The sequence below is a fragment of the Micrococcus sp. HSID17227 genome (assembly GCF_003989405.1).
Lineage (GTDB): Bacteria > Actinomycetota > Actinomycetes > Actinomycetales > Micrococcaceae > Micrococcus > Micrococcus luteus.
In genome coordinates, this window is sequence record NZ_RBLN01000317.1 from 1 (window position 1) to 2,403 (window position 2,403).

At 62.7% G+C, this 2,403-nt stretch carries 2 protein-coding genes; both read right to left on the reverse strand.

All coding sequences use genetic code 11. From position 1 onward, the window contains the following. Window positions 1-147: 147 nt before the first annotated feature. Entirely contained in the window at window positions 148-717 is a 570-nt protein-coding gene (locus D8M29_RS11235; RefSeq protein ID WP_127435544.1) for a TetR/AcrR family transcriptional regulator, read from the reverse strand. A gap of 17 nt (window positions 718-734) precedes the next feature. After that, complete coding sequence (locus D8M29_RS11240; protein ID WP_036316244.1) at window positions 735-2,201, reverse strand: MFS transporter; 1,467 nt, start codon at window positions 2,199-2,201, stop codon at window positions 735-737. Window positions 2,202-2,403: the final 202 nt, after the last annotated feature.

The following is a 2,403-nucleotide window of genomic DNA, read 5'->3' on the forward strand; positions in this document are numbered from 1 at the left end:
CGGGTATACCCACTAGGCGCATGTGTCAGAGCCAGTTGGGTGCTGCTGGACAGAGGTGCCAGGGTGCGATCTTGCTTGACAGGGTTGCCCATCATCGCGCTCGACGGATTCGTCGATCCGGCCTTCTCCAACCGCGCGCTGGCTCGCTTACCCGTTGGGCTTGGCCTCGGATTCATGGACGTCATTCTGGAGTAGCGCGATGATCTGCTTTGCGGTTTCACTCCGGTGGTCCTGTGAGATGGGCCTGCTTCCGATCAGGTCGTTGACCCAGAGCCCGTCAGCAGCGAGCAGGGCGAGCGAGGTCATCTGGTCGCGCTCAGCTTCGTCTCGTTCGCTACGTCCGGTCCATCGGGCGATGAGGTCTTCCCAGATCGCCTTGTGCTGGGTGTGCTGGCTGTCGAGAATCATCTGGAACTCGGCGCGGGAGGCGGCTGTCGAACAAGTGAGTATGTAGGCGGTCAGGCGCTCCATCGGCGTTGCCTCAGCGGTCGGCTTTCCACAGGCGATCTCTAACTGCCGCTCCCAGCGATCAGCGAGTCTCTGGTGGATCGCAGCGATCAAGTCGTCTCGTGACGGGAAGTGGTAGATGATCCCGGCCCTGGTGATCCCTGCAGCGGCCGCGACAGAGTCAAACGTGACTGCTGTGATCCCGTCTTCCTCGATCACTTGGATCGCGGCGTCGAGGATCATGGTCTTCTTGCTCTCACGCACCATCATGCGCCCCTCCGATTGGTTCAGTGGTTTTCGGCGTACTCCATTGCCTCGCTGCCGCGCCCGTAAGCGCGGAGCAGCCGATTGGTCAGAGCGGCTCCACTAGCCAGCATGACAGCGAGGACGATCATCGTGACCAAATAGGCCGTGTCGTAGGCGGAGGTGGCGGCTGCGATCACGTCGAGATCTCCGTCGGCGATCCCGAGGGCATCGGCAATGCTCTCCCCCGCTGCGGCGGGAGTGCCATCCGGGAGTCGGACGACTGTGGCGTAGACGAAGGTCAGGAGGCTCCCGAGGAGTGCTACAGCCGAGAGGGAGCCCATCTCATAGGAGACTTCTTCGATCGAGGCCGCCATGCCGGCCTTTCGCGGAGGCGCGTTGCCCATAATGGCGGCGGAAGCGACGGCGAAGGTGCCGCCCAGGCCGAAGCCGGTCACGATGAAGCTGACGACCAGCAGGGGTAGTGATCCGTTCGCAGAGGCCAGCACGGCGAGAGCTAGTCCTAGGGCGGCGATGGCGAGGCTGCCGGAGATAATGATCCGCAGGCCCACGATGTGCAGGATCGCGGCCCCTAGGACACCTGAGGGCAGGGCGCCAAGCGCGATGGCTGCGACTAGCAGGCCTGCTTGCAGGGGGGTGAAGCCCTCGACGAGCTGGAAGCGCTGTGTGGTCGCGAGCTGGGCGCCAGCGATGGTGAACATCGCGAAGAAGGCTGCCAGAGAGCCGCCAGCGAAGGCGCGGTTGCGGAAGATGGAGAACTCGATGAGTGGTTCTTCCAATCGGCCCTGGCGTCGCACGAAGAGGACGAACCCGATGACTGCTGACGCCAGCGCCCCTGCGATCAGAACCCAGTTCTGTGGAATATGGGCCAGTTCCTTGATGACGAGCACGGTGCCCACCAGCCCGACCATCGCATAGAGGGATGAGACGAGATCCCACTTCTTCGACGGATCGGGATGGTTGTGCGGCGCGATGATTGCGGTCGCCACAAGTGCGATGGCAACAACGGGGACATTGATGAGGAAAACAGATCCCCACCAGAACCGTTCGAGAAGGGCGCCGCCGAGAATGGGTCCGAGCGCTGCCCCCGCGATCGACAGGCTCCCCCAGATGGCGATGGCGATGTTGCGCTCACGAGGATCGTCGAACGCGAGGCGGATCAGAGCAAGCGTGGCGGGCATCATCGCTGCGGCCCCCACAGCGAGGAGTGCCCTGGCGCCGATCAGGAAGGCAGGGTTGGGCGAGAATGCCGCTGCCAGTGATGCGGCACCGAAGATCCACAGGCCGACGACGAACATTCGGCGGTGGCCGATGCGATCGCCCAGTGTGCCTGCTCCCAAGAGGAGGCCAGCCATGACCAGGGGGTAGGCGTTGATGATCCACAGTGTCGAGGATCCGGACGCGCCGAGGTCTGCGGTCAACGTAGGCAAGGCGGTGTAGAGGATCGAATTGTCGAGGGTGATGAGTAGCAGGCCGGCCCCCACGGTCATGAGCAGCCACCACCGCCGCGGCGATGATCCAACGTCGTTCACTGTTGTACCCCTGTCCTCTGCCTGTAGTCGCATCAACGAAACTATACTAACAGGTTAGTAAAGTAAACGTCAACGCTCCGACAGAGGGATGCCTCACAATCCAGCTGGGTGTTCATTGCCCCATCCCGGCGTCAAGCCGGGTATACCCCTTTACACACCC